Source organism: Corynebacterium sp. CCUG 70398 (genome assembly GCF_024454055.1).
In the GTDB taxonomy this organism is placed as follows: domain Bacteria; phylum Actinomycetota; class Actinomycetes; order Mycobacteriales; family Mycobacteriaceae; genus Corynebacterium; species Corynebacterium genitalium.
Map to the genome: position 1 here is coordinate 61,792 of NZ_JAGPYZ010000007.1, position 18,704 is coordinate 80,495.

At 62.5% G+C, this 18,704-nt stretch carries 18 protein-coding genes; 7 read left to right on the plus strand and 11 right to left on the minus strand.

The annotated features are described in order from the left end of the window. Positions 1–3: 3 nt before the first annotated feature. From KBX07_RS08645 to KBX07_RS08655, 3 genes are read right to left on the minus strand one after another with little or no spacing between them, the layout of a single operon-like run. Positions 4–1,755 carry a biotin carboxylase N-terminal domain-containing protein gene (locus KBX07_RS08645; RefSeq protein ID WP_256023788.1) on the minus strand — a complete coding sequence of 584 codons (1,752 nt, stop codon included), beginning with the start codon at positions 1,753–1,755 and terminating at the stop codon, positions 4–6. 7 nt (positions 1,756–1,762) lie between these two features. Then, on the minus strand, positions 1,763–3,316 hold the full coding sequence (locus KBX07_RS08650) for an urea amidolyase family protein (RefSeq protein ID WP_256023790.1): 1,554 nt from the start codon (positions 3,314–3,316) through the stop codon (positions 1,763–1,765). Then, the gene (locus tag KBX07_RS08655) at positions 3,313–4,071 is read right to left on the minus strand and encodes a LamB/YcsF family protein (protein WP_005291273.1); all 759 of its coding nucleotides are present in this window, start codon (positions 4,069–4,071) and stop codon (positions 3,313–3,315) included. Before KBX07_RS08655 ends, KBX07_RS08650 begins: the two co-directional genes overlap by 4 nt. A 71-nt stretch (positions 4,072–4,142) precedes the next feature. Between KBX07_RS08655 and KBX07_RS08660 the strand changes: the two genes are divergently transcribed. Next, entirely contained in the window at positions 4,143–4,466 is a 324-nt protein-coding gene (locus KBX07_RS08660; RefSeq protein ID WP_005291270.1) for a putative quinol monooxygenase, read from the plus strand. A gap of 81 nt (positions 4,467–4,547) precedes the next feature. Then, positions 4,548–5,420 (plus strand): polyphosphate kinase 2, encoded by an 873-nt coding sequence (gene ppk2, locus KBX07_RS08665; RefSeq protein WP_255995437.1) that lies wholly within the window; start codon positions 4,548–4,550, stop codon positions 5,418–5,420. Here the strand turns inward: ppk2 and KBX07_RS08670 are convergent. After that, positions 5,417–5,974, minus strand: coding sequence for a DNA-3-methyladenine glycosylase (locus KBX07_RS08670; RefSeq protein WP_256023791.1), 558 nt, complete (start codon positions 5,972–5,974; stop codon positions 5,417–5,419). The two genes, ppk2 and KBX07_RS08670, sit on opposite strands and share 4 nt — an antisense overlap. A gap of 3 nt (positions 5,975–5,977) precedes the next feature. Then, entirely contained in the window at positions 5,978–6,790 is an 813-nt protein-coding gene (locus KBX07_RS08675; RefSeq protein ID WP_256023793.1) for an HAD family hydrolase, read from the minus strand. Positions 6,791–6,824: 34 nt separating this feature from the next. Between KBX07_RS08675 and KBX07_RS08680 the strand changes: the two genes are divergently transcribed. The 3 genes from KBX07_RS08680 (at position 6,825) to manA (ending at position 10,645) form a co-directional block, all read left to right on the plus strand. Further along, the gene (locus tag KBX07_RS08680) at positions 6,825–7,826 is read left to right on the plus strand and encodes a 3-hydroxyisobutyryl-CoA hydrolase (RefSeq protein ID WP_256023795.1); all 1,002 of its coding nucleotides are present in this window, start codon (positions 6,825–6,827) and stop codon (positions 7,824–7,826) included. 72 nt (positions 7,827–7,898) lie between these two features. Then, positions 7,899–9,371, plus strand: a complete 1,473-nt coding sequence (locus KBX07_RS08685; RefSeq protein WP_255995442.1) for a glyceraldehyde-3-phosphate dehydrogenase — start codon at positions 7,899–7,901, stop codon at positions 9,369–9,371. Next, positions 9,371–10,645 carry a mannose-6-phosphate isomerase, class I gene (manA, locus tag KBX07_RS08690; protein ID WP_256023796.1) on the plus strand — a complete coding sequence of 425 codons (1,275 nt, stop codon included), beginning with the start codon at positions 9,371–9,373 and terminating at the stop codon, positions 10,643–10,645. The genes KBX07_RS08685 and manA overlap by 1 nt, the downstream gene beginning before the upstream one ends. A 10-nt stretch (positions 10,646–10,655) precedes the next feature. On the opposite strand, the gene KBX07_RS08695 is transcribed toward manA, so the two are convergent. The 3 genes from KBX07_RS08695 to KBX07_RS08705 all read right to left on the minus strand — a co-directional run bounded on the left by KBX07_RS08695 (position 10,656) and on the right by KBX07_RS08705 (position 13,453). Then, positions 10,656–10,991, minus strand: a complete 336-nt coding sequence (locus KBX07_RS08695; protein WP_005291246.1) for a PLD nuclease N-terminal domain-containing protein — start codon at positions 10,989–10,991, stop codon at positions 10,656–10,658. 114 nt (positions 10,992–11,105) lie between these two features. Next, positions 11,106–12,245 (minus strand): glycosyltransferase family 1 protein, encoded by a 1,140-nt coding sequence (locus tag KBX07_RS08700; protein ID WP_256018831.1) that lies wholly within the window; start codon positions 12,243–12,245, stop codon positions 11,106–11,108. An 11-nt stretch (positions 12,246–12,256) separates the two neighbouring features. Further along, positions 12,257–13,453 carry an NAD-dependent epimerase/dehydratase family protein gene (locus tag KBX07_RS08705; protein ID WP_255997077.1) on the minus strand — a complete coding sequence of 399 codons (1,197 nt, stop codon included), beginning with the start codon at positions 13,451–13,453 and terminating at the stop codon, positions 12,257–12,259. Positions 13,454–13,663: 210 nt separating this feature from the next. On the opposite strand from KBX07_RS08705, the gene KBX07_RS08710 reads away from it, so the two are divergent. Beyond that, positions 13,664–15,355, plus strand: coding sequence for an FAD-binding dehydrogenase (locus tag KBX07_RS08710; protein WP_256023798.1), 1,692 nt, complete (start codon positions 13,664–13,666; stop codon positions 15,353–15,355). A 5-nt stretch (positions 15,356–15,360) separates the two neighbouring features. Here KBX07_RS08710 and KBX07_RS08715 read toward each other — a convergent pair whose 3' ends face one another. Further along, the gene (locus tag KBX07_RS08715; RefSeq protein WP_256023799.1) at positions 15,361–16,617 is read right to left on the minus strand and encodes a D-serine ammonia-lyase; all 1,257 of its coding nucleotides are present in this window, start codon (positions 16,615–16,617) and stop codon (positions 15,361–15,363) included. A gap of 100 nt (positions 16,618–16,717) precedes the next feature. Here KBX07_RS08715 and KBX07_RS08720 point away from each other — a divergent pair, with 100 nt between their 5' ends. Next, positions 16,718–17,986, plus strand: a complete 1,269-nt coding sequence (locus KBX07_RS08720; RefSeq protein ID WP_256018824.1) for an MFS transporter — start codon at positions 16,718–16,720, stop codon at positions 17,984–17,986. A gap of 34 nt (positions 17,987–18,020) precedes the next feature. Here KBX07_RS08720 and KBX07_RS08725 read toward each other — a convergent pair whose 3' ends face one another. Together KBX07_RS08725 and KBX07_RS08730 are read right to left on the minus strand one after the other, a co-directional pair. Further along, positions 18,021–18,419 (minus strand): hypothetical protein, encoded by a 399-nt coding sequence (locus KBX07_RS08725; protein ID WP_005291230.1) that lies wholly within the window; start codon positions 18,417–18,419, stop codon positions 18,021–18,023. 3 nt (positions 18,420–18,422) lie between these two features. Further along, the gene (locus KBX07_RS08730) at positions 18,423–18,695 is read right to left on the minus strand and encodes a PLD nuclease N-terminal domain-containing protein (protein ID WP_005291227.1); all 273 of its coding nucleotides are present in this window, start codon (positions 18,693–18,695) and stop codon (positions 18,423–18,425) included. Positions 18,696–18,704: the final 9 nt, after the last annotated feature.

Consider the following 18,704-nt stretch of genomic DNA (forward strand, 5'->3'; position numbering starts at 1 on the left):
GGCTTAGGCGATCGTTGCGATCGTCGTTCCCGCCTTCACACGGTCTTTCTCCGACGCGGAGAGCGAGATCGTGCCGGCGGTCGGGGATTTGATGGTGGATTCCATCTTCATGGCCTCGACGGTGGCCAGCGGCTGATCCTTTTCCACGGTGTCGCCGTCGCTGACCATCCACTTCACGATGGTCGACTCGTACTTCACCGTCACAGCCCCTTCACCGCCGCTACCAGCAGTATTCTCCGCGGCGGAAGAAGATGACTCGCCAGTGACGCCGCCGCGGAGCAAGCTGCGGGGGAAGCCGATCTGGTGCAGGCGCCCGTCGATTTCGATGACGACGGTCTCCCGCTCGTCGTAAATGTGCTCGATATCGGCCGTTTCGTGGTTGGCGCTGGGGGAGTAATTGCCGTCCACCCAGTCGGTGTAGATATCCAGAGAATCGCCGTTGAGCTCCGGAGCATCCACCATGTCGCGGTGGAACGGCAACACTGTGCGCACTCCCTCAATGGTGAATTCCTTCAGGGCTTGGCGGGAGCGCGCCAGAGCCGCGTCGCGGTTCGGGCCGGTGACAATCAGCTTGGCCATCAGCGAGTCGTAGTAGGCGGGGATCTCACTGCCTGTCCGCACCCCAGAGTCGACGCGAATGCCGGGGCCGGTGGGGACGTCGAAACGCGTGACGGTGCCCGGCGCAGGTGCGAAACCGTTGGTGACGTCCTCGGCGTTAATGCGGAACTCGAAGGCGTGAGTGGTGATCTCCGGGTCCCCACCGAAGGACAGCTCCTGGCCGTCAGCGATGCGGAACTGCTCAGCGATGATGTCCACGCCTGTGACCACCTCCGTGACGGGGTGCTCCACCTGCACGCGGGTGTTCACCTCCAGGAAGGACACGGTGCCGTCTTCGGACACGATGTACTCGACGGTTCCCGCGCCGACGTAGTTCGCTGCGCGGCAAATCTCGCGCGCACCGTCCTCGATGCCGGTGCGCTGCTCGTCGGTGAGGAAGGGGGCGGGGGCTTCCTCGATGAGTTTCTGGAACCGGCGTTGCGTCGAGCAGTCTCGGGTTCCTAACACTGCGACGTTGCCGTGGGTGTCGGCAAGCACCTGAGCTTCAACGTGGCGCGGGTGGGTGAGGAACTTCTCCACGTAGCATTCCGCACGGCCGAAAGCTTCCTTGGCTTCGCGGCCGGCAGATGCGAAAGCGTCCTCGATGTCGGACTCGTCGTGGACGACCTTCAAACCGCGTCCACCACCGCCGTAAGCAGCCTTGATGGCAATCGGCATGCCGTGTTCTTCCGCGAAGGCGCGGGCCTCCTCCCAGTCGCCGATCGGATCTTCGGTGCCTGGGGCCAGCGGCGCGCCAACCTCCACTGCGACGCGGCGAGCGGCGATCTTGTCGCCGAGCAGCTCGATCGAGTCGGGAGTGGGGCCAATCCAGGTCAGGCCAGCGTCAACAACTGCACGGGCGAAGTCAGAGTTCTCCGACAGGAAGCCGTAACCGGGGTGGATGCAGTCTGCTCCAACTTTATGCGCCAGGGAGATCAGTGCCGGGACGTTCATGTACGTCTCGGAAGCGCTATTGCCGGGCAGGCGGTAGGCCTCGTCGGCAACGAGCGTGTGCAGCGCGCCGGTGTCAGCGTCGGAATAGACCGCGATGGATCGGATGCCCAGGTCGCGCGCCGCGCGGGCGATGCGGACCGCGATCTCCCCACGGTTGGCAATGAGCACCGCTTTCAAGGATGTCTGAGGTGCAGGAGTGGTCATGGTGTAGTTAATCTCTTTCGCTGTATCGTTCGAAGCGGATGGTGGAGCCAGGGGAAAGTTGCGCGGCAATGTCGACGTCTTCACTGATCACGGTGGCAATGACGGGATAGCCACCGGTCACTGCGTGGTCACGCAGGAACACGACGGGCTGGCCGCTGGGCGGGATTTGCACGCTGCCGGCCACCATGCCTTCTGAGGGAAGTTCGCCACTGCGATCACGCTGCAGCGGTTTGTCTGTTTCTAGGCGCACGCCGACGCGGTTGGATTCGCCGGTCACCGTGAAAGTCGTGTCAAAGAAACGCTCGACTTCATCTGTGCTGAACCAGTCATCGCGCGGGCCGAGCACGCAGCGCACGGTCGCGGTGTCAGCGGTGACGCGCAGTGGGTTGGACAACAGGGCGTTCGCAGTGTCCGGCTTCTTCAGCGACACGGAAACGGTGTCGCCAGCCTGGATCGGTGCGGGGCCGAGCCCGGAGAGCAGGTCGGTCGCGGCGGAATCCAACTCGGTATCGGCGATGAGCCCGCCGCGCACAGCGATATAAGAGCGCATGCCCACCCGGGGTGGGGCGACAACGAGCTGCGCACCGGCCGGCACAATGATCGGGGTGGCGAGTGGGAACGACCTCTGGCCCACGAACACGTCGGTGTCGGCACCGGTGACGCACACGACGGTTTCCGTCAGTGCCGTCATAGTCAGCCCGCCGATGTTTTCCAGGAGAGTCGCGTTGCGCTTGTTGCCCACCACGTCGTTCGCGATGCGCGCGGACGCACGGTCCGACGATCCGGACGTGGTCACGCCGAGGCTGCCGTTGCCCTGCCTGCCTAGGTCCTGGTAGAGCGTCTGCAGTCCAGCATCGTCCACAGTGAACAGCGGCATGCGTGGGGGAGTGTCCAGCTCGAAGTGGCTGGTCTCTTGCTCGTGCGCAAGCTTTTCGACGCTGACATAGCGCACCGTATCCCCAGGGCTGACCAACGCCGGAGGCTCAGCGGTGGAGTCCCACATCGGTGTCGTGGTCGTGCCGATGAGCTGCCACCCGCCTGGTGAGGTGCGCGGGTAAACGGCGGAGAAGTCACCAGCCAATGCGACGGCGCCGGCTGGGACCTCAGTACGGGGGGATGAGCGGCGTGGCACGTCGAGTGCGTCTGCCTCGTTTTCAGGGACGCAGTAGGTGAATCCGGGAGCGAATCCGCCAAACCCGGCCTTCCACACGGTGGAGGTGTGCCATTCGATGAGTTCGTCGCGGGTCTTGCCCAGGTGTTCAGCTAGTTCGTCGAGGTCTGCGCCGTCGTAGCAAACCTCAATTTCGATCTCGCGGGATTCCTTGCTTCCTGCCGCCTCGGGTTCGAAGTCGCGGAGGAATTCGGCTGCTGCTGTAGCCGCCGAGGTGGAATCAAAGGTGACCAGCACGGTGCGGGCGCCGGCGATGACGTCGGTTTGGCGCTCGAGAGGCTCGGTGCTTAAGGCCGCGTAGAAATCCATGACCTGTTCGAGGCTGACTAGGTCGACCATGAGTCCGCGCGTGCCCACGCGCTTGATGTCGCGTTTAATGGTGCCGCTCACAGGAAGCTCCTGATCTCAATGCCTTCGTCCTGCAGCTTCGCCACAACGCTGCGGGTCAACTCAACAGAGCCGGGGGAGTCGCCGTGCACGCACACCGATTCCGCAGCAACGTCGACGATACTGCCGTCGATGGCAGTGACGGCACCGGTTGAGGCGACCTGCAACACGCGCTCAGCCACCTGTTGGGCATCCGTCATCACAGCGTTCGGTTCGCGGCGGGAGACCAAAGTGCCGTCCGGGTTGTACCCGCGGTCCGCGAAGGCTTCACGGATCACCCGCAGGCCAGCCTTTTCTGCGATGTCCACCGCGGCGCCGCCAGGCAGAAGCATGACTGGGAGATCCCCAAAGGCTTTGATGCCGTCGATCACGGCTTGGGCGTGCTTGTCGTGGTGAACGATGGTGTTGTACAGCGCACCGTGCGGCTTGACGTAACGGACCTCCAATCCCTGCGCACGGGCCAGCGCGTCAAGAGCGCCAATTTGGTACAACGTCTCGTCAGCCAGCTCGGCTGGGTCGTAGTCGATGAAACGACGACCGAAACCGGCCGGGTCCTTGTAGGCGATGTGGGCGCCGACGGTCACGTTGCTTCTTTTCGCGTCGACAAGCGTCCCTTTAATGGAATGCGGATCACCCGCGTGGAAACCTGTAGCCACGTTGGCGCTGGAGACCATCTCCAGCATGGCTGCGTCGTCGGCGACGGGGTTACCCGCCGTCGTCTCGCCAAGGTCGGCGTTGAGGTCGATGTGCTCGCTCACGGTGCACCACGCTTTCCAGTTCGTCGAAAGTAGTTCTTCCCAGTGTAGTGAGCCGCTCTACACTGGGCCTCATGATCCTCATCAATGTCCGTTTCAAGCCCTTGCCCGAAAACACCGAGAACTTCCGCGAACTGGTCGCCGACTTCACTGATGCGTCCCGCAACGAGGCCGGATGCCTGTTCTTCGAGTGGTACCGCAACACCGACCAGCCTGGCGAGTACATCCTCGTCGAGGCGTTCCAGGACGATGCCGCCGAGGCCCACGTCACCTCTGATCACTTCAAGGCCGCACAGGAGCTGTTCCCGAAGATTCTGGAGGAGACCCCGGAGATCATCAACACCCTGATCGAAGGCAAGACCGAGTGGGACGAGATGGCTGAGTTCAAGGTGAACTAGCTGGGGGGGGAATCACCCCTCCGCCTGCCGGGGCGACCCCGGTTGCCAGGTATCTCACAGCCGGGACTACGGTGAAAGCCCATGAGTTCCGACATCAATTCCGAAGCCCGAGATTCCAAAGCAGAGGAATACACCAAGCCCCCGAAGCTGGCGAAGAAGGCTTATGAGAAAGAGCTGCTGCGGCTCCAGGCCGAGCTGGTGAAGTTGCAGCAGTGGGTCGTTGCCACGGGTGCCCGTATCGTCATCGTGATGGAGGGTCGCGACGCCGCTGGCAAGGGCTCGGCGATCAAGCGCATTACCCAGTACCTCAACCCGCGGGTGTGCCGCATTGAGGCATTGCCTAAGCCGACGGAGCGCGAGCAGACGCAGTGGTACTTCCAGCGCTACATCGAGCGCCTGCCTGCGGCTGGTGAGATCGTCATCTTTGACCGCTCCTGGTACAACCGTGCCGGTGTAGAGCGCGTGATGGGTTTCTGCACGACGGACGAGTACCGCCGTTTCCTCCACCAAGCGCCGATCTTTGAACGCCTGCTGGTCGAGGACGGGATCTTGCTGCGCAAGTACTGGTTCTCTGTCTCCGATGAAGAGCAGATTGCGCGTTTTCAGTCCCGCCGCGAAGACCCGTTGCGCCAGTGGAAGCTGTCACCGATGGATCTGGAATCCATCACGAAGTGGGAGGAGTACTCCCGCGCGAAAGACGAGATGTTCGTCCACACCGACATCCCAGAGGCGCCGTGGAACACGGTGGAGAGCGAAGATAAGAAGCGCTCGCGCATCAACGTCATCTCGCATCTGCTGGCCTCGATCCCGTACGAGGACGTCGCCCTCGACCTCCCTGAGATCCCGGAGCGGCCCGCCTCCAGCAACTATGAGCGGCCACCGCGCGAGGAGTTCCGTTACGTCCCCGATGTCGCTGCCGACTTGGAGCGCGACAAGAAGGGCAAGAAGAACTAGCGTTTCTTTCCCCGGAACTTGCTCACGGTCGGGTCGCCGGGGATCCAGAAGCGGTAGGGGGCATCGACGTTTTTGCTGATGCCCACACGCGGCCCAGACTCCCACTCTGGTTCTTCATTGCGTTCGGTCAGCTGGACGGGGGTGCCGTTGTCGGGCAGGGACAGCCCCAGTGCCTGCCCCAAATTTCCGGGTCCGCGCGCAAGGTTCTCGTCGACGACAATATTGCCTTTCGCTTGTCGACGTTCCCGCGCCACGTTGACCCCCTCTACAACCTCACCACCACGCATGAGGCATCCCTGGCCTGTGCCCTCCGGAGCGCAGACGATGTTGCCGTTCAAGTGAATGCCGTAGGAGAGGTAGACGTAGAGCCGGCCCGGCTCACCGAACATGGCAGCGTTACGCTGCGTCTTTCCACGGTAGGTGTGTGCGGCCTCATCCTCCTCGCCGAGGTAAGCCTCCACCTCTGTCAACCGGATTGTCACGCCGTTGTGGGTGATCAGGCAGCCAAGCAACTGTGGGCCGACAACGTCAGCGGGTGCGGTGAAATCGATCATTTTCTAGTCGTTGGCCTCCAGCCACCTACGGATTGCGTTGAGGGCACCGTGCTCCGCATTGGTGCCGGTGATCTCGTCGGCGATGGCTTTCAGGTCGCTGTGCGCGTTTCCCATCGCCACGGCGGTGCCAGCAGCTTCGAGCATGGACGTGTCGTTGAGGTAGTCACCGATGGCGGCAGTGTCGGCGATGTCGACATCCAGCGATTCCGCGAGTGACGTCAGGGCGGCGCCCTTATTGGCATCGTCGGACATGATGTCCAGCCAGTGCTCGGAGCTGACCGCCGCGTTCACACCGGGGGCCGCTTTCTCGATCAGGGGCACACCGTCATCTTCGGCATTGGACTCCACGAACAGGGACACTTTGGTGGTGGGGTTGGAGTCGGTCCGGGCAGCGTCGATAAGCGAACCAACCGCACGCTGCGACACGTAGTACTTGTCCGTCTCCTCCTGTACCCACTGCGGCATGGCCTCGGCAACGTAGGCGTACTCGGGCATGCACACGACGGGGTGAATGGCGGTGTCGCTCTCGCGGACAGCGTCGAGGATCGAAGTGACGGTGTCCAGGGACATCGGCTTGGTAGAGACGATCTCTCCGCGGTGCCACACGACGGCGCCGTTTTCGGCGATGAACGTCTCCAGTCCGCGGCCGTCGAACATTGTCTGCAGTGTGGCCAGCTGGCGGCCCGATGTGGGGGCGATGATCATCCCTGCGTCCTTGGCACGCCCCAGCAGCGGCCAGAATTCGTCGGGAATGTTGCCGTCCGGGTCGACGAGCGTGCCGTCCATGTCCAAAGCAACGATGCGGGGAAAGCTCATAGCAGTCCTTTGTAGGGTATGGAACACTGGTTTCATGAGTGAAAGCAACGAAAATGCGACGCAACCAGTGAAAATCGATGTGGTTCAGTCTACCGGAGTGGTCACGCTCGACCGGCCGAAGGCGCTGAACTCGCTGAATCCGGACATTCTCTACCCGATCATCGATGCGTTGCGCGCCTGGCGCGAGGACGACGCGATTGAGCAAGTGCTGGTTCAATCGAGCGGCAAGCACTTCTGTGCGGGCGGCGATGTGCGCTACGCGCGCGAGCAGATCATGGCCGGCAACCACGACGGCGTCGACGAGTTCTTCCGCCGCGAATACGAGATGAACTACCTTATTTCTGAATTCCCGAAGCCGTACATCTCGCTCATTTCCGGGGTAGTCATGGGCGGCGGTTTGGGCCTGACCGCACATGGCAGCCACTTCGTAGTCACCCCCGATGCATTCAGCTCGATGCCGGAGATGAACATCGGCTATTTCACCGATGTGGGTATGAGCTGGATGCTGCAGAATCTGCCGAAGCACCCGTCGCAGGGTCTGGGCACGTTCCTCGCGCTTACGGGGTACCGCCTCAAAGCGAATGACATGATGGCCACGGGCCTGGCCACGCACCTCGTTGAATCGCTTGACGGTGTCGCGGAGCGCGTGATCAACGAGGGGGCCGGTGCGCTCGACGCGATGGGCATGGAGCACGGCGAAGCGGAGATCGAGAGCATTTATTCGCTTGTCGACGGCACTTTCACCGGCCCCTGGTCTCACATCCGTGAGCAGCTGACTGGTGAGCTCGGCGAGCTGGCCAACCCGCTGCTGAAGCAGGCCTCCCCGGCATCATTGGTCGCCTCGGCGGAGCTGATGGATGCCAACGCCAAGCACGATCTGAAAGGCAGTCTCGACAACGAAGAGAGGTTGGGGTTGAAGATCCGCCGCGAGCCGGATTTCCTCGAAGGAGTACGCGCTGTGCTGGTGGATAAGTCCAACGATGCGGACTTCGCCCCGGCGCCAGGGCCGGAGCGGTACAGGGAAGTACTAGACTAAGTCACTTAGTGGCCTGTGAGCAGGCCAGCTGAAGCACTAACGCATGTAGAGAATGTAAGGAAGGACGCAGACGTGACGGAAGCCGTAGGGCAGCCCCAGAACCTGACCGAGGACTGGAACAACAAGCTGAAGCTCGCCCAGGAAATGCTGCCGCTGATCAGTAAGCTCCACCGCGAGAACAACGCTGTGACATCGATCTACGGCCGCATTCTGGTGGGAATGACAGACATTGAGATCATCAAGGCCCACCGCTACGCCCGCCGCGTGGTCGCCCGCGAGCTTCCGCTGGACGCGACCCTACCGATTTTGCGTGAGCTGTCCACGATGGACCTGGGCACTGCGTCCATCGATCTAGGCCGTCTGGCCAAGAACTACAGCCGCACCGAGGGAGTGGAGCTGCGCACCTTCCTCGAGGAGGAGCTGGCGGAAGTCATCGGTGCTGACAGCCACCGCGTCCCGCGTGACGTGGTCCTCTACGGCTTCGGCCGCATCGGTCGCCTGCTCGCCCGCATCCTTATCGCGCGTGAGGCCCAGTACGGCGGCGTGCGCCTGCGTGCCGTGGTCGTGCGTAAGAAGGGCGACGACGACATCGTCAAGCGCGCGTCCCTGCTGCGCCGCGATTCCGTCCACGGTGCGTTCAACGGCACGATCACCGTCGATCGTGAGAACGAGATCATCTGGGCTAACGGCACCCCAATCCAGATGATTTACTCCGATGATCCGGGTGCGATCGACTACACCGCCTACGGCATCAACGACGCAATCGTTGTGGACAACACCGGCCGCTGGCGCGACCGTGCTGGCCTGTCCCGCCACCTGGATTCCAAGGGTGTCGCCCGCGCGCTGCTGACCGCGCCGGGCAAGGGCGACGTGAAGAACATTGTCTACGGCGTGAACCACGACATGATCGACGATTCCGAGCAGGACCGCGTGCTCTCCGCAGCGTCGTGCACCACGAACGCGATCACGCCAGTGCTCAAGGTCGTTGGCGACCGTTGGGGCGTCAAGCACGGCCACGTTGAGACCGTCCACTCCTACACCAATGACCAGAACCTGGCTGACAACTTCCACAAGGGTGCCCGTCGCGGCCGCGCCGCCGGCCTGAACATGGTGCTCACCGAGACCGGTGCAGCCAAGGCCGTGTCCAAGGCGCTGCCGGAGTTTGAGGGCAAGCTCACCGGTAACGCCATCCGCGTTCCTACCCCGGATGTGTCCATGGCTGTGCTCAACCTCGATCTGGATTCCGAGGTGAACAAGGACGACGTGAACAACTACCTCCGTCGCGTGTCCACTGACTCGGACCTGCGCCAGCAGATCGACTACATCCAGTCCCCGGACATTGTTTCCACCGACTTCGTGGGCACCACCCACGCCGGCATCGTGGACGGGTTGGCCACCATCGCCACCGGCAACCACTTGGTGCTCTACGTCTGGTACGACAACGAGTTCGGCTACTCCAACCAGGTTGTGCGCATCGTCGAGGAGATCGCGGGCGTACGCCCGAAGATCTTGCCGGAGCGCAAGGATCCGCAGGACATCCGCTAGTGCTCAAACTGACAGGGCAGCTGCAACATTATCCCTGGGGCGATGACTCCAGCATTGCTTCGCTGCAGAACCGCGAACCTTCAGGCAAACCGGAAGCCGAGCTATGGTTCGGTGCGCACCCGAGCGCGCCGTCTTTGACCGACGCCGGCCCGCTCGATGCTGTCATCGCCGCCGACCCCGCGGGGATTCTCGGCCCGCAGTGCGCGGAGACTTTCTCCGGCACGTTGCCGTACCTCGTGAAGATTCTCGCGGCCGCGCAGCCCCTGTCCATCCAGGCGCACCCGTCCATTGCGCAGGCGCGGGAGGGTTTCGCATGGGAGAACGCCGCCGGCATCCCCGTGGACGCGCCCGCACGTAACTACAAGGACGACAACCACAAGCCGGAGATCCTCGTCGCGCTGTCTCCGTTCCGTGCGCTCGCAGGATTCCGCCCGGTGGCCAAAACCCGGGCGCTTATCGACGTTCTTGCGCTCCCGGCGCTTAACCCCGCCCAGAAGGTTCTCGCCGACGAAACGATGAGCGAGGAACAACGCCTGCACACGGTGCTGGAGGGGTGGCTGTCGTTGGATGACCCTGCCCCGTTGGCCAACGCTGTCGTTCAGCGGGCGCAAGCCCTCGCTGACGGTGAGACGGATGAGGCGGAACTGATCACCATCGCCCGGAACCTGGAGTTCATTGGGGAGCAGTTCCCCGGCGATGTGGGCATCCTTGCCGCGCTCTTGCTCAACCACGTCGAGCTGGACACAGGTGACGGGCTTTTCTTGCCGGCCGGTAACCTACACGCCTACATCAGCGGCCTCGGTGTGGAAGTGATGGCCAACTCCGACAATGTGCTGCGCGGCGGATTGACCAGCAAGCACATCGATCAGGCAGAACTGCTGAGCATTCTGGAGTTCACGCCGCTGGAGGACCCCACCTTCCACGGCAAGGCCACAGAAACGCTCAGCCTGTACACGCGCAACTTCGACGTTGGCATCCCGGATTTCCGGGTCACCCGCTACTTCGACGAAACTGATGACGAAGAAGAAAACGGCACAATGGTCCGCATTGACGGTGGGGAACCGACCATCATCCTGGTGGTGGAAGGCACCCTGACCATTGCGACTGAGACTTCCTCGCCGCTGGAGCTGGCCCCGGGTGAAGCCGTCTTCATTGGCGCGAATGAGGGTCTCATTCACGTAGAGACCACCCCAGGGTCTGGTGCCCGGTTCTTCGAAATTGCACCTGGAGAAATAACGAAAGCCGGGTCAATCGACCCGGCCGAGTTCGACTAGCAGCCAGCTACTAGTACTGGTAGCCGCCCGGAGCGCTCGGTCCGCCCGGTGCAGTCTGGGTGACGTCGTTAGCCCGCCACTTGTCTTTGTTCCGGCGGCCCCACAGCAGCCAAACCAGCGCGGCGAAGATGCCAGCGAAGAGAAGCGCGACCAGCCAGATGATCCTCGAGGTGCTATCCATCGGCTTGGTGCGGGCGAAGTCAATGACCGCCCAGAGCCACACGATGAAGGAGATCAGGCTGGCGATTCCCAAACCGATGAGCAAGCCTTCGGGGATGACCACGTCGGTGGTGGTGCCGTACTCGCTGTAGGTCTGGGCGAAAAGGTGGACAGATTCGTTGAACATGAGAGGGAGGATTTCCTTTCGGGAAAGTGAACGTCTCGTACAGCGACATCATCAACTGATGTCCTGATCCTTAGACTTTGCATAGAAGCGTAAGGTTACACGTCGAGAGAAAAATTATTTGGCGTGCCCGCTGATGCACTGCTCGTAGTACTCGACCAGCTTTTCTGTGGCCGCGCGCCACGACCACCGCTGCGCCTCTTCGCGGGCAAGGGTGCCCATGGTGTGGCGGCGAGGGGCGTCAATAAGCAACTGCGCGAACGCGTCCGCCCATTGCGCGGCTGAGGCCTCTTTATCCACGAGCAGGCCCGTCTCGCCGTCGTCAATCACGAAGGGGATGCCGCCTGCGCGGGCGCCGACAACTGGGACGCCGGACGCGAAAGATTCCAGCGCGACGAGGCCGAGAGTTTCGGTCAGCGAGGGGAACGCGAAAACATCCGCCGACGCGAATGCTTGCGCAAGCGGCTCGCCCGACATGTAGCCGGTGAAGTGGGTGAACTCGGGGTTGAAGGCCTTCTTCATCTGCTCGTACAGCGGGCCTTCGCCGACCATGGCCAAGCGCGCGCCGGGGACCTTCTCGCGCAGCAGCGGCATGACATCGTTGAGGATGGTCAGATTCTTCTCCGCCGACATGCGCCCGACGTAGAGCAGTAGGGGAGCCTCCGGATTGCCGTCAGTGAGACGCGCCCGCATCTGCTCCGAGTACTTGTCCGGGTGGTAACCGACGGTGTCGACAGCCTTCGGCCACAGCGCCACGTTCTTGAAGCCGTAGCCTGCGGCAGTGTCCATCATGGGGTCAGAGGTGACCAGGTTCATTCCCGCGAGATTGTGCCAATTCTTGATCAGCCAGATCGACTGCTTATGCACGAAGCCAATGCCCAGATCCTTCGTGTAGGCGGGCACATCCGTGTGGAAGGACGCCAAGAGAGGGATCTTCTGGCGGCGGGCCACAACGGCGGCGTATCCGGCGTACGCGACGGGGTTGACGATGTGCACGATGTCCGGCCCGAACTCTTTGAGGCGCTTAGATACCCGCGGCATCGGCAAACCGACTTTGATCTCCGGGTAAATCCAGTGGAAGGAAATGCTGGGCACCTTCTCCACAGGGAACCCCGCGTAGGTGTCAGGGGCATCACCGGTGGCGAAGATGACTACGTCGTGGCCCATTTCCGCCAACTGGTCCACGGTGCGAATGATGCGGGTGACCACACCGTCAATTTTGGGGAGGAAGACCTCCGTGAAGATGGCAATGCGCATGGGGGCTCGAGCTAGCGCTCGGTCTCCGGCACACCCTCAGCCTGGTTCTCGGTCCACAGGGAGCGGGCGGGGATCTTGGAGCGGTCCACGCGGTCGGCGTAGCGCTTCGCTACCTCTTCCACCTCCTGCAGCAGGCCTTCAGCGAGCTTCGTGGGCTCGAGGCCGAGGCTCAAGAAGGTGTCGTTGGAGACAAAGAGATCGTTCTCGTCGGCCTCCTTGCGCGGGTTGGGCACGAGCGCGTACTCCGTGCCGGAGATGTCGGCGATGAGCTTGGCCAGGTCGCGGACGCGGTGAGTCTCCGTCATCTGGTTGAAGATCTTCACGCGCTCGCCGTTCTCCGGCGGGTTTTCCACCGCGAGCTGGATGCACTTGGCCATATCGCGGATGTGGATGAACGCGCGGGTCTGGCCGCCGGTGCCGTGCACAGTCAGCGGGTAGCCGATAGCTGCCTGCATGAGGAAGCGGTTGAGCACGGTGCCGTAGTCTCCGTCGTAGTCGAAGCGGTTGATCAGGCGCTCGTCGCGCTCCGTCTGCGGGGTGTGGGTGCCCCAGATGATGCCCTGGTGCAGGTCGGTGATGCGCAGTTCGTCGTTCTTGGCGTAGTACGCGAACAGGTTCTGGTCCAGCACCTTGGTCAGGTGGTACACCGAGCCCGGATTGGTGGGGTAGAGGATCTGCTGGTCGATCATGCCGTTTTCACCAGCGTCGACCTTGATGTCTAGGTAGCCCTCCGGGATCTCCATTCCAGCAGTGCCGTAGCCGTACACACCCATGGTGCCCAGGTGGACGATGTGGATGTCCAGGCCAGACTCCACCACCGCCACGAGCAGGTTGTGGGTGGCGTTGACGTTGTTGTCCACGGTGTAGCGCTTCGTGCGGTTGTTCTTCATCGAGTACGGTGCGGCGCGCTGCTCGGCGAAGTGGATGATGGTGTCTGGGCGTTCCTCTTCTATGAATCGCTTGAGCGATTCATAGTCTTGGGCGACGTCGATGTTGCGGAACTCGATCGTCTTGCCAGAAACCTCTTTCCACGCTTCCAGACGCTCCTCGATGGGCACGATCGGGGTGAGCGACTGAGCGCCGAGCTCTTCGTCGATGGCGCGGCGGGAAAGGTTGTCCACGATGGTGACGTCGTGCCCGAGATCCGAAAGGTGCAGGGAGGAGGGCCACCCGCAGAATCCGTCTCCGCCGAGAACTGCAATCTTCATCGTGTTGTTTCACCTTTCAAGTCGCATGCACAGGTCGCGCGCGTGAACTTTCATGCGCGCAAGCTTCTAGGTCACGTTACCTGCCCGGCTCTACCGGCGCGCGGTATGCAGAGTGAACGTTAGATGACATGGTTGATCAGTTTCTATAACGCCCTCAAACTCGTTCTCAATCTGCTCACGGGCTCACGGGGAGCCGGTATTCTTTTTGGCATGAAAACTTCTGATTCCATCATTATCGTCGGCGCGGGCCTGGCCGGACTTGTCGCAGGCCACGAAGCCGTGAAGGCAGGCCGCAAGGTCGTGTTCATCGACCAGGAAAGCAGGGTGAACTTAGGCGGTCAGGCATTTTGGTCGCTCGGTGGGCTGTTCATAGTGGGCACCCCGGAGCAGAAGTTGATGGGCGCGAAGGACTTCGAAGACCTCGCGTGGGCGGACTGGGAGAACTCCGCTGATTACGACGATGCGACCGGGCCTGGCGGTCAGGGCAACCACGACTATTGGCCGCGCAGGTGGGGCCGTGAGTTTGTTCGTTTCGCAGCTAACGAGATGCGCGATTACCTCGGCGAGCTGGGTTTGCGTGTGCTCCCGACCGTCGGGTGGGCTGAGCGTGGCTCTGGTGATGCATCTGGGCACGGCAACACTGTGCCGCGTTTCCACCTCACATGGGGCACCGGCCCCGAAGTCGTCCGCGTCTTCCTCGAACCGCTCGAAGCCGCCGAGAAGCAGGGCAAGGTGGAGTTCCGCAACCGCCACCGCATGGACGAAATCATCGTGGAAAACGGCAGGGCAGTGGGGGTCAAAGGCATGGTGCTTGCCGACGATTCCTCCGAGCGCGGTTTCGCCTCCAACAACGATGAGGTGGAACCGTTTGAGATCCGCGGCGACGCCGTTGTCATCTCCACCGGAGGCATTGGCGGAAACTTGGACAAGGTCCGCGAGATGTGGCCGGACGACCGTTGGGGTCCGTGCCCGGAGGAGATGGTCACGGGTGTGCCTGAGTTCGTCGACGGCCGAGGCATCGGCATCGCGGAGGCAGCTGGTGCGAACCTGGTCAATACCGACCGCATGTGGCACTACCCGGAGGGCATGATCAACTGGGATCCGATTTGGCCGGGCCACGGCATCCGCATCATTCCCGGCCCATCGTCGATGTGGCTCGACGCGACTGGCAAGCGCTTGCCCACGAACCTCTTCCCGGGCTCGGACAACATTGCCGCCCTGGCCCACATAGGGCGCACCGGCCACGGGTACTCCTGGTTCCTTCTCAACCAGCACATTGCCGACAAAGAGTTCATCTTCTCCGGCTCTGAGCAGAATCCGGACCTGACCGACAAGTCCTTCAAGAAGCTCGCCGGCAAGCTCGGCCCCGGCACGCACGTGGCCGTCAAGGCGTTCATGGACAACGGCGCGGACTGGGTCATTGCCGACAACCTTGAAGATCTGGTGCGCAAGATGAACGAGCTGGCTGCCGAAAATGCAGACGATGAGGCCATCGAGGTGAACTACGACCTCGTGCACAAGCAGGTCGTCGAGCGTGACGCCCAGTTGACCAACACCTTCTCCAAGGACGCGCAGATCAACTACATCCGCACGGCACGCAATTTCCTGGGCGACAAGATCGTGCGCTGCGCCGAACCCCACCGCCTTCTGGACGAGAAGAAGGGCCCGCTCATTGCCGTCAAACTGCACATACTCACCCGCAAGACCCTTGGCGGCATTGAGACAGACTTGAACGGCCGCGCTTTGCACGACGACGGCTCCGTCTTCCCCGGCCTCTACGCCTGCGGTGAAGTCGCCGGATTCGGCGGTGGCGGCTACCACGGCAAGAACGCCCTGGAGGGCACCTTCCTGGGCGGCTGCATTCACTCCGGCAAGCGCGTCGGAGAAAGCGTTGCCAGCTAATCTGCCTAACGTGCAGCCTGGATAGCGGCGGTGGCCGCTTGTCCGCGCAGTCGTTCCCGGTCCTGGTCGGGGATGAGTGAGCCACCGGTGAGCCAGACCAGGTGCGTGGCAGTGTCGGGCACATCAGGCAGCCGCCACGGGATAGTCAGGCCGGCTGTCGCGGACGGTTCGACGACGATGCCGGTGGTGCGCTCGAGCCAGTTGACTCCGGCGAGGAATGTCACGTCTTCGAGGGTGTGGATGCCGTCGAAAAGCGCATCCGCGTGCTTGACGACGAGCGGCGACGGGCGCTGCACAGCTAAACCATCGGCAATGGTGCGCCCGCTCAGGCCGAAGTCCGCGCAGGTGATGTCGGCGCCTTTGCCGGTGGCGAGGCCGAGAGCCATGCACGGGCTGGTGACGGGTTCGACGATATGGCACTGCACCGCGCGGCCGAAGGCCTGCTTGAGACCGAACGCGACCCCGCCGGGGCCGCCGCCGACACCGCAGGGGAGGTAGACGATAAGCGGGGAGTCCGGCGTGAACTCCTTGCCGAGGGCATCGAACTGGGCCTTGAGGCGACGGCCAGCAACGGCGTAACCGGTGAACAGACCGAGCGAGTTCTCGTCGTCGATGAAGAACGCCGATCCGGCTTCGGTAGTTGAGCTGAGTGAAGCCGCCCGTGCCGCTGCGACGGTGTCCGTGAACAGTCCAGGGTGTTCGATGACGGTCGCGCCGCCGGCGCGCAGCCGGTCTTTCTTCCACTGTTTGGCGTCGACCGACATGTGCACCTCGGTGGGGAAGCCCAGCTGCGGGCCGACTGTGCCGATGGACAGCCCTAGGTTGCCCGTGGAAGCAACAGTGATCTTCACACCGGGCTGCTCCTCAGCGAGGCGGAAGACTTCGTGGATCCCGCCGCGGGCTTTGATCGAGCCGCTGATCGGCAGGGCGTCGTCACGCTTGATCCACAGCGGCCCCGACAGGTCGCGCTCGAGGATGCGGGAGAGATAGTCCTTGGTGTCCGGTACTTCCTTGACGGGAGATTCGATGATGCCGGGGCCGAACGCGCCTGACCCAGCGCGGGTTTCGGGATAGTGCTCGGCCACCCACGGAGCGAAGCGGTCGAAACGCTCCGCGGCCTCGTCCACGGCGGCCGCGATATCGGCGTCGAGCTCACGGGTAGTTTCGCGGGCCCAGGAGATTTCTTGGGCGGTGCGGAGGGCGTCGATAAGCGAAAGGGCGCTTGGGGGAGGGGAAGCGGGACGGTCCCAGGGCATGGTCATAAGCACCCATTCTATAAATCTGTTGGAAAGTAGATATTAGCGGGAGTAGAGTTACCCGGGTCACAACCGTTGCATTGTTCCGCGGGAGGAGGCACCTGCAATGACCCGCACCTTCACGCCGAAAGACTCCAAGACTGTCTTCATGAGCGTGGTAGCGTTCCTCATCTCTGCCGGATGGGCCGCGAACCACTTCGCGTCCGTGCTCGTGGTGCTCCGGGAAAACCAGGACATGTCGACGCTGCTAGTCAACAGTGCGTACGGTATCTACGCCCTGGGTCTGTTTCCGTGCCTGATCGCTGGCGGCCTCATCGCGGACCGTTTTGGTTCACGCCCGGCGGTGATGGTCGGCGCGACCGTGGCCATGCTGGGCAACATCGCGCTCATGTTCTGGCAGGAGCACCCGGCGGTATTGCTGGGAGCGCGCTTCGTTGTCGGACTCGGCGTGGGCCTGGTGGTCAGCGCGGGCACTGCCTGGGCCGGGCGTTTGCGCGGCACAGAAGGCACGACGCTGGCTGGCATCTTCCTCACTTCGGGCTTCATGCTGGGGCCGATCGCCTCCGGGATCATCGCGCACACGGTCAGCGCTAGCAACGCCATTTACATCCCGTACGTGGCGTCGATCCTGCTTTCGCTGTGTGCGATCGTGTTCTCCTTCATCGTCGGCGATGTTCCGCACACTCGGGAAGTCCTGCACCAAGAGGTGGATGAGGAAGACATTCAGCGCGATGCGCTCGACGATGCAGACGATGCAGACGGCGCTCACGACGCAGATGAGCTGGCGCCGGCGGTGGAGCAGTCCGCCGGCAAGGCGTTGGCGACTGCATTCCCCATGGGTCTGTGGGTCTTCGCATGCATGACCTGTGCGATTGTCACCCTGTCCGGACGCGTGGGACAGTACTTCGAGTCTGGGGCGTTCCTGCCGGGCGTTGCCGCTGTGACCGCCTTCGGGTCGGGTCTGGTGATCCAGGCGATCGGCCGGAAGATGAACTTCGGCCCGTACTCCGGTGTCGTCGGTGCGTTGTGCGCGGTAACGGGCATGACGCTGGTGGCGCTCGGCGGAGCAAGCCCATCGATGGTCATGTTCATCGTGGCGTCGGTCTTCTTGGGCCTCGCGTACGGGCTGTGCTTGCGCGAAGGGCTTCTGGACGTTGATACATTCAGCCCGCCCGAAAAGCGTGGCTCTGTCATCGGCATTTACTACGTGGCCACCTACATTGGCTTCGGGTTCCCGCCGTTGATTGAGTGGCTGAGCGGCTTTGTCGGACCATCCCTGCCGTACTGGGTGCTCGCGGTGCTCGCGTTGACGTCCGCGACAATCCGCACGGTGCAGATCCGCTCTGGTTACCTGACCAGGCCGCAGGCAGCGTAAACGGCTGTTCAAGCACGTGCTGAAGTAGCGCGCATTACTCCAGCACAATGAGTCCCACGTGAATCGTGGCCAACTCATGCTCGTCCGGACCTGGCGGGAGAGCGTGGAGCTCCTCGCGGGTCGCGTCTGTGACGGGAATGATCCAGCCGTAGTTCGGGTCCAACGTGGGGGCACCGCCGGTGATACCGGTCACGAATGTGACGGGACGGGATGTAGGGGAGGTGAGGCGCAAGGGAGCGTCGATAAGCGAAAGCTCCTGGAACGCATCTTCGTCTAGCGTGATGATGACAATGATTTCATCTGTGTCGGGGCTCAAGTTCGCGGTGTGAACCTCGAGTGAGCGTGCTTCCACTTCGCGGGGGTCGCGCGGCATGGCAACGAGCGGGACGGTATCACGGCCGAAGAGCGTGCGGACACGGTCGAAGAGACCCATGTGCTACCTCGGCATGTAGTTCGGGTCGACGCTGCGCCCGGATCGCTTACGACCCGCGAATAGCCACACCAACGAGCCGATGAGGGGGAAGAGGGCGCAGACGATGACCCAAATGAGTTTGGAGACCCCATCGAGATAATCAGCTCTGATAATGGACGCGATCGCCCACACAAAGAGAACAAAAGAAGCCACTGCGAGGAGGGCCATGCCGCCGAGGATCAGGACTTCTAGCCAAGAAACATTGAAACCGAGTTCACCGAATTCAGTCGTGCCCATGGATATAAC

Coding starts and splice junctions, on each gene's coding strand:
- KBX07_RS08725 (WP_005291230.1), bottom strand. CDS start 18,419: ATGGGTCTCTTCGACCGTGTCCGCACGCTCTTCGGCCGTGATACCGTC.
- KBX07_RS08705 (WP_255997077.1), bottom strand. CDS start 13,453: ATGAAGATTGCAGTTCTCGGCGGAGACGGATTCTGCGGGTGGCCCTCC.
- KBX07_RS08645 (WP_256023788.1), bottom strand. CDS start 1,755: ATGACCACTCCTGCACCTCAGACATCCTTGAAAGCGGTGCTCATTGCC.
- ppk2 (WP_255995437.1), top strand. CDS start 4,548: ATGAGTTCCGACATCAATTCCGAAGCCCGAGATTCCAAAGCAGAGGAA.
- KBX07_RS08720 (WP_256018824.1), top strand. CDS start 16,718: ATGACCCGCACCTTCACGCCGAAAGACTCCAAGACTGTCTTCATGAGC.
- KBX07_RS08715 (WP_256023799.1), bottom strand. CDS start 16,617: ATGACCATGCCCTGGGACCGTCCCGCTTCCCCTCCCCCAAGCGCCCTT.
- KBX07_RS08710 (WP_256023798.1), top strand. CDS start 13,664: ATGAAAACTTCTGATTCCATCATTATCGTCGGCGCGGGCCTGGCCGGA.
- KBX07_RS08695 (WP_005291246.1), bottom strand. CDS start 10,991: ATGTTCAACGAATCTGTCCACCTTTTCGCCCAGACCTACAGCGAGTAC.
- KBX07_RS08660 (WP_005291270.1), top strand. CDS start 4,143: ATGATCCTCATCAATGTCCGTTTCAAGCCCTTGCCCGAAAACACCGAG.
- KBX07_RS08730 (WP_005291227.1), bottom strand. CDS start 18,695: ATGGGCACGACTGAATTCGGTGAACTCGGTTTCAATGTTTCTTGGCTA.
- KBX07_RS08700 (WP_256018831.1), bottom strand. CDS start 12,245: ATGCGCATTGCCATCTTCACGGAGGTCTTCCTCCCCAAAATTGACGGT.
- KBX07_RS08670 (WP_256023791.1), bottom strand. CDS start 5,974: ATGATCGATTTCACCGCACCCGCTGACGTTGTCGGCCCACAGTTGCTT.
- KBX07_RS08675 (WP_256023793.1), bottom strand. CDS start 6,790: ATGAGCTTTCCCCGCATCGTTGCTTTGGACATGGACGGCACGCTCGTC.
- KBX07_RS08680 (WP_256023795.1), top strand. CDS start 6,825: ATGAGTGAAAGCAACGAAAATGCGACGCAACCAGTGAAAATCGATGTG.